Annotated in this window: 11 protein-coding genes; 1 reads left to right on the top strand and 10 read right to left on the bottom strand. The window is 69.1% G+C overall.

Features of this window, described 5'->3' with window-relative positions; all coding sequences use genetic code 11:
- Nucleotides 1–84 precede the first annotated feature (84 nt).
- Genes ACWD3D_RS32175 through ACWD3D_RS32220 form a run of 10 tightly spaced genes read right to left on the bottom strand, consistent with a single transcriptional unit; the run spans nt 85 to nt 5,636 of the window.
- Nucleotides 85–363: a gas vesicle protein K gene (locus ACWD3D_RS32175; RefSeq protein WP_451464263.1), complete on the bottom strand. Its 279-nt coding sequence runs from the start codon at nt 361–363 to the stop codon at nt 85–87.
- Nucleotides 360–587 (bottom strand): gas vesicle protein, encoded by a 228-nt coding sequence (locus ACWD3D_RS32180; RefSeq protein ID WP_354727897.1) that lies wholly within the window; start codon nt 585–587, stop codon nt 360–362. Before ACWD3D_RS32180 ends, ACWD3D_RS32175 begins: the two co-directional genes overlap by 4 nt.
- Entirely contained in the window at nt 584–1,414 is an 831-nt protein-coding gene (locus ACWD3D_RS32185) for a GvpL/GvpF family gas vesicle protein (protein ID WP_451464264.1), read from the bottom strand. The genes ACWD3D_RS32180 and ACWD3D_RS32185 overlap by 4 nt, the downstream gene beginning before the upstream one ends.
- On the bottom strand, nt 1,411–1,767 hold the full coding sequence (locus ACWD3D_RS32190; RefSeq protein WP_451464265.1) for a gas vesicle protein: 357 nt from the start codon (nt 1,765–1,767) through the stop codon (nt 1,411–1,413). The genes ACWD3D_RS32185 and ACWD3D_RS32190 overlap by 4 nt, the downstream gene beginning before the upstream one ends.
- Nucleotides 1,764–2,882: an SRPBCC family protein gene (locus ACWD3D_RS32195; protein WP_451464266.1), complete on the bottom strand. Its 1,119-nt coding sequence runs from the start codon at nt 2,880–2,882 to the stop codon at nt 1,764–1,766. Before ACWD3D_RS32195 ends, ACWD3D_RS32190 begins: the two co-directional genes overlap by 4 nt.
- A 6-nt stretch (nt 2,883–2,888) precedes the next feature.
- Nucleotides 2,889–3,809: a histone protein gene (locus ACWD3D_RS32200; protein ID WP_451464267.1), complete on the bottom strand. Its 921-nt coding sequence runs from the start codon at nt 3,807–3,809 to the stop codon at nt 2,889–2,891.
- A 3-nt stretch (nt 3,810–3,812) separates the two neighbouring features.
- A complete protein-coding gene (locus ACWD3D_RS32205; protein WP_451464268.1) occupies nt 3,813–4,070 on the bottom strand; it encodes a gas vesicle protein GvpG in 258 nt (85 codons plus the stop codon).
- Nucleotides 4,061–4,825 (bottom strand): GvpL/GvpF family gas vesicle protein, encoded by a 765-nt coding sequence (locus ACWD3D_RS32210; protein ID WP_451464269.1) that lies wholly within the window; start codon nt 4,823–4,825, stop codon nt 4,061–4,063. Before ACWD3D_RS32210 ends, ACWD3D_RS32205 begins: the two co-directional genes overlap by 10 nt.
- A 3-nt stretch (nt 4,826–4,828) precedes the next feature.
- A complete protein-coding gene (locus ACWD3D_RS32215) occupies nt 4,829–5,290 on the bottom strand; it encodes a gas vesicle structural protein GvpA (protein ID WP_451464270.1) in 462 nt (153 codons plus the stop codon).
- 28 nt (nt 5,291–5,318) lie between these two features.
- Nucleotides 5,319–5,636: a gas vesicle protein GvpO gene (locus tag ACWD3D_RS32220; protein ID WP_451464271.1), complete on the bottom strand. Its 318-nt coding sequence runs from the start codon at nt 5,634–5,636 to the stop codon at nt 5,319–5,321.
- A 177-nt stretch (nt 5,637–5,813) separates the two neighbouring features.
- Between ACWD3D_RS32220 and ACWD3D_RS32225 the strand changes: the two genes are divergently transcribed.
- Nucleotides 5,814–5,969, top strand: a complete 156-nt coding sequence (locus ACWD3D_RS32225) for a DUF6131 family protein (protein WP_451464272.1) — start codon at nt 5,814–5,816, stop codon at nt 5,967–5,969.
- Nucleotides 5,970–6,147 lie beyond the last annotated feature (178 nt).

Below are 6,147 nucleotides of genomic sequence, written 5' to 3' on the forward strand. Positions count from 1 at the left end.
CGACGACGGGCGGGCCGACCCTCGGCCACGCTACGCCGCACTCCCCGTCCGCGCTTCTCGGCCGGGTCCCGGTACGCGCGCCGGTCAGTCCCGGGGCAGCAGTGACCCCAGGGGACCCAGGTCCAGGTTGAGGTCCTCCGGGCGCACGCCGTGCTGCTCGCAGAGTTCGGTCATCCGCTGGTCGAGCATCATCAGGGTGGCGCCGATCTCGTCGGCCTGTTCGTCGGTGAGGTCTCCCTGGTCGACCCGGCGGATCGCCTGCCGTTCCATCAACTGGCGCAGCAGCTCGACCACCGTGAGAACGAGAGTGACGAGGTCACGGCCCATCCGCTCACGGTCGAGGTCGAGCCGTGCCTCCGTCACAGCGGCCCGCCGTCGGCCCACGGGGCGGGCACGCGTTCGCTGACCGAGGACAGCAGCGCGTGCAGCGACAGCCGTACGAGTGGCACGTCCGCGATGGCGATCACGAGGTCCCCGCTGATGACCACTCCGGTCGCGAGAACCCGGTCGAGCAGGTCGACCAGCGGCACCCCGATCGGGCCACTCAGCGGTTCGGGGGAGTCCCACGGCACCACTTCGCGGGTCATCCCTCCACCTCGCCCACGAAGGAGTACGGCACCCAGGGACCCGACAGCACGACCTGCGCGTCGCCCGGCTCCCGCAGCGAGTCCGCCAGCCGGTGCAACTCGGCCGACCGGTCCTCCGCCACCAGATAGGTGGCGTTGAGTACCTGTACGCCCTGGCCCTCGGCGGAGGGCGCGGAGTGCAGCCGCAGTCTCCGGGCCTCCGCCGCGACCCGGCGGAACGCCTCGTCCACCGCGTCGGCCCTGAGCCCGGCTTCGACATGACGGCGCTGCCGGCTCTCCTGGACGTTGCGGCGCCGGTTCAGATAGGCGAGCCCCGAACCAGCGGCGGGACGTGCCCGTTCCGGCTCGGCGGCCGTAGCGGCGGCCACGGTGTCCTGAGTCTCCGACGGGGACAGGAACACCTTGACGCCCCACTCGCTGTGGTGGGCGACCCGGTCGAGCGCGCGCTCGAACCGCGTCGCTCGCGACGCGAGCGCCGTCCGGGCGTTCCCGTCGTCGTGGTAGAGCGTGGCCATGGGCAGCGGCACGGTGGGTGCGCCGGCGGCGACGGCGGTGACCACGGCATGGTGCGCCCGCGCGTAGCGCTCCAGTTCCTGCCGGTCGGCGAGGCGTTGCTGCCACACCTCTTCGGTGAAGTCGTCCGCGGGCACGGTCTGCGCCACGGCCGACAGACGCGATCCGAGTGTCAGTGCGCGCACCGGTTCTTCGCCGATCAGGCCGGGAAGCCGCCCGAGGGACATGGAGGTGAGGTCGAGGTCGCGGCACACGGCGAAGACGTAGAGGGCGTCGCTCCCGGAGGCGGTGCCCCTGCGAACGGTGCTGGTCATGTGCGTGCGCGCTCCTCGGATCTCTTCCGCTCCTCGGTGCCCTCGGACGACTCCAACGCCTTCACCCGTGCGCGCAGTTCGCGGTTCTCCTCCTGGAGAGCGCTGCGGGACGCAGCCGAACTCAGCGCGGGATCGGTCTCCCACCAGTCGATTCCGGCCTTCTTGGCCGTGTCCACCGAGGCGACGAAGAGCCGGAGCCGGATGGTGAGCAACTCGATGTCCAGGAGGTCGATCTTGATGTCTCCCGCGATGACGATTCCCTTGTCGAGAACACGTTCCAGGATGTCGGCCAGGTTGGTCGTCTGCGGACCGGGAATGGTGTCGGCGGGCTGCCGGTACGTCATGTCCGTCATCGTCGACCGCCGCCTCTCCGCTTCCTGGGACGAGGCGCTTCTTCTTCCTCTTCCTCTTCCTCCTCTTCCTCTTCTTCGTCGCCGTCCTCGTCGTCTACGTCGTCCGCTTCTTCTCCATCGTCCCCCTCGTCCTCGTCCTCGTCTTCGTACGCGTCTTCGTCCTCGTACTCGCCGTCGTCTCCCTCCTCGTCCCCCTCGTCCCCTTCGTCTTCGTACTCGTCGTCCTCTTCTTCGTCGCCTTCGTACTCGTCCTCCTGGCCCTCCTGTTCCTCCGCTTCCTCCTCCGCCACGGCGTCCTCGTGGGAGACGACGACCTCTCCGTCGCGGATCTCACCCCGCCAGCCCTCGGGGGGTTCGGCGCTGAGGGTGACGTAACGCTGGAAGTGCTTGAAGTCGAGGCGGATGCGGCGCCCCTGGACACGCCAGAGGTTGCCCGTCTTCTCGAAGAAGCCCGACGGGTAGTACTCCACCACCAGGATGATCCGGGTCAGCGAGGGCGCCAGTTCGTGGAAGCTGACGGCGCCGCGCGTGCTGCCCTTGGCTCCCTCCGAGGTCCACACGATCCGTTCGTCGGGAACCTGCTCCTGCACGGTTGCTTTGAACCCGCGAGAGGAGGGGCCGATCTTCACCTTCCAGTCGCTCTCCATCTCGTCGCTCATCGAGACGCTCTGGACGCCCTTGGTGAAGCTGCTGAACTGGTCGTACTGCGTCCAGTGGTCGTACGCCTCGCGCAACGGCACGCCCACGTCGAGGAACTCGATGATGTTCATGGACTTGCCGCCCGACTTGCTCTTCCCCTTGCCCTTTCCGTCGCCGTCGCCTCCCCCGAAGGCTTCCTTCGCCTTGCCCACGACGTTGTCCTTCACCCCTTTCGCCTTCTCGGAGACGAATGCCTTCAGGGGCGATTCCCCTTGCAGGACACGCGAGCCGATCGCCGGCAGGGACCCGCCGTTCTGGGCGACATCGGTGAGCTGGCCCGTGACGTCCGTGAGCTTCTCGCCGGCCTTCTCCGCCAGACGCTCGACCTGCCCCGAGAGATAGCCCGACAATTCTTGACGCAGCCGCTCGACACCCGACAGGTGGTCCTCGGAACCGTCTTTTTCGTTGCTTGCCATGGCTCGCTACCTCCGGCGATCGGCACGCTTGGAAGCCGCCCGCTTGGACGACGTCGTCTTCTTGGCTGCTGCGCTCTTCTTCGCAGGTGCCTTCTTCGCGGGGGCCTTCTTGGCAGCTGCCTTCTTGGCCGGCGCCTTCTTCGCCGCGCTCTTCTTGGCGGGTGCCGCCTTCTTGGCAGCCGCCTTCTTGGCAGGTGCCTTCTTGGCCTGAGCCGCCTTCTTCGCCGGAGGGGCCTTCTTTGCCGCGCTCTTCTTGGCGGGTGCCGCCTTCTTGGCCGGCGCAGACTTCCGAGATCCGGCCTTCTTCGCGGCACCTCCCGAGGGGCGCGACGCGGAACGCTTGCGGGTACGAGGGCTCGGCGCGGGCTCCTCCTCGGCTTCGTCCTCGTCGGGCTCTTCCTCGTCGGGCTCTTCCTCGTCGGGCTCTTCCTCGTCCGGCTCTTCCTCGTCCGGCTCTTCCTCTTCCTCTTCGTCCTCGTCGGGCTCCTCGTCCTCCCCCTCGTACTCGCCCTCGGCTTCGTCCTCCTCCTCGTCCCAGGGCTCCTCCTCGTCCTCCCCCTCGTACTCCTCTTCCTCGTCGGGCTCTTCCTCGTCCTCTTCGCCGGGACGTCCCCGTTCACCGAGCCGGGAGGTACGATCGCCGATCGCCTCGGCCAGCGAGACCATCCCTCGGTTGGCGGCTGCCGAGACCGCTTGGCGGCCCGCGTCGAGGACCTCGCCCCGCAACTGCTCCTGCAGTTCGGCGATCTGCGGCACGTCGCTCAGCCGCCGCATGCCCTCGGCCGCGAGTTGCTTCGGTTCGAGGCCGAATCGTCGTCCCGCCAGGTAGGTCGCGACCGTGATCGCGAGCCGGCCCTTCTTCGTCCGCCCCAGTACGTACCCGCCCACCACCGCGGCAGCGAGCGTCACCTTGGCCGTGTCATCCATGGGTCAGTCACCTTCGATCGTCCGGTTCGCCGCCACGCCCTCGGCGTGGAGCCGGTCGAGCAGCAGTTCCTCTTGGCGTTCGAACTCTTCGATGTCGATGAGGTTTTCCTCCAAATCGCGGTTCAGCTCGCCCAACTGGGCTCTGAGGACGGCCGGATCGTTCAACTCCCGCTCCGCGGCGTCGTGCATCTTCTCCGCCACCCACACCACTCCGCGGACGGGAGCGAGGGGGAGCAGCAGAATGCCCGTGATCAGCCCCATGCCGCACCCGTCCGAGCCGGTGCGAGCGAGGGGTCGCCCGCCGGCACGAAGCTGTAGCAGGGCAGTGGGCCGACGATCCTGAGGTCGACGTGATCGGGGCGCGCGTCGGCGAGACTCCGGGCCGCCGCTCGGAATTCGGCCTCCCGCGCCCGGTCGACGAGGAAGGACACATTGAGCGCGCAGTCGCGCACCTCGGGCCCTCTCGACACCGAGCGGGCCGTCGGAGTCAGCTCGGCCAGGATCTGCTCTCCGGCCTCGGCCGCCCTGCGCGCGAGCGCCTTGGCCACGGCCTCTCCCAGCCGCACCGAAGCCTCGTAACCCGGAGACCGGCGGGCTTCCCGACGAAGGCGGCCCACCTGTGGTTCCTCGGCCACCACCGCGGCGAGCGCGTCCTGCGCGGGGAACGCCTTCAGGTTGATCTCCACCCGTCCGGCCAACTGCTCCAGGGCCTCCAGGCATGCTTTCTCGGTGGCGGCAAGTTGCTGGAGCACCGTCTGCTCGCCGGTCGCCACCATGCCGAAGCGCATCGGCAGGACGGAATCGACCTCTGCGAGCCTGACCAGCAACTCCTGATGCGCCATGAGGTCCCGCCGCCGGGCGCGCAGCCGCACGGGTGCCTCGCTGACCACGGCGCGTACCGCCCCCCGCCCGATGGCCGTGAGGCGGGCGGGGGGCGTGCCGACGCCGCTCAGCCCGGTCGGCACCGCCGTGGTGCGGCGGACGATGCCGTAGACGTACACGCCCTGTGCCGGCATGGCTCAGGCCTCCACGGGGCGGCGGCGACGGGCGCTGCCGGAACGCTCGGGAGCGCGCCGCTTCTTGGGGCGTACGGGCTCTTCGGCCTCGTCCTCCGGGTCGGCGTCGTGGTCGTCCGCGCCGACGGCCTTGCGGACGGTGTCGCCCACCGATTCCGCCGCCTTGCGCACCTTCCGCTTGCCGATCGACTTGGCCGCGGTCCCGCCGAGCAGTTCGGGGATCGTCGTGCTGCCGGAATCCCGCTCCAGGTCCAGCCGGTTGCATGCCTCCGCGAACCGCAGATACGTGTCCACACTCGCCACGACGATGCGGGCGTCGATCTTCAGAATCTCGATCCCGACCAGGGACACCCGAATGAAGACATCGATCACCATGCCCCGGTCGAGGATGAGTTCCAGCACGTCGTAGAGGGTTCCGGAACGTGGGGGACAGGTGACTTCGTCGGAGTAGGAGGTCGTGGCCATGCGGGTCCTTCCGTTCTGGGGCGCCGCGTCACTCGTCGGCGGAACCCCTTCGGTAGCGGCGCACTCGGCGGTACTCCACGAGTTCGCCCTGCTGGTCCAGCCGCACCTCGTAGGAGGCGAGAAGGCTCGTCGTATCGGGGATGCGGGCCACCTCGAGGACGTCGACGACGACGCACCAGCCGTCGTCCGCGCGCCGGACGGCGGAGACGCCCTCCAGCGGATGTGCGATCAGGCCCTCCAGGCTCTGGCAGGCAGCCCGGGCCGCACCCTGGGGGCCACTGCCCGATGAGCCCTTGCGCGTGGCGGGCGAGGTGGGTGCTGCCCGCTTACGACGTGTTTCTGCCATGGTTCTCAGTTTGGGCGCCACCGGGCACGGTGCATCTTGGGCGGAGCCATCGGCGCATACCCGCTGGTCCGCTCCGGGCGCGGTGAGGATTTCGTCCGCCGCCGGTGAGGATTTCGTCCCCCGAGCCCGACGGGCCGTCGGCGCGCATACTGAAGTCACGACGAGACGGAGGACGTCATGATCGTTCTCGGTGTGATTTTGCTGGTGATCGGCTTGATCACCGGGCTTTCCATCCTGTGGACCATTGGCATCGTGCTGCTGGTCGTCGGGGCGCTGTTGCTTCTGCTCGGTGCCACCGGGCGCGCGGTGGGTGGCAGGAAGCACTACTGGTAGGCGTGGCAACCGTGACGACCGGTGGACACGGCGACCGTCGCGCGCGATCGGTGGCGGGGACCACGGCCCGTTTTGGTTCGTCCTCCGGGGGTGAAGGGGGCCCAAGCGTCAACGAGCGCGGGGCTGTTACCGCGTGTCCGGTGGCGTGGTACCCGACCCCGCGGGGTCGGGTACCACG

It is taken from the genome of Streptomyces sp. NPDC002690 (assembly GCF_053592415.1).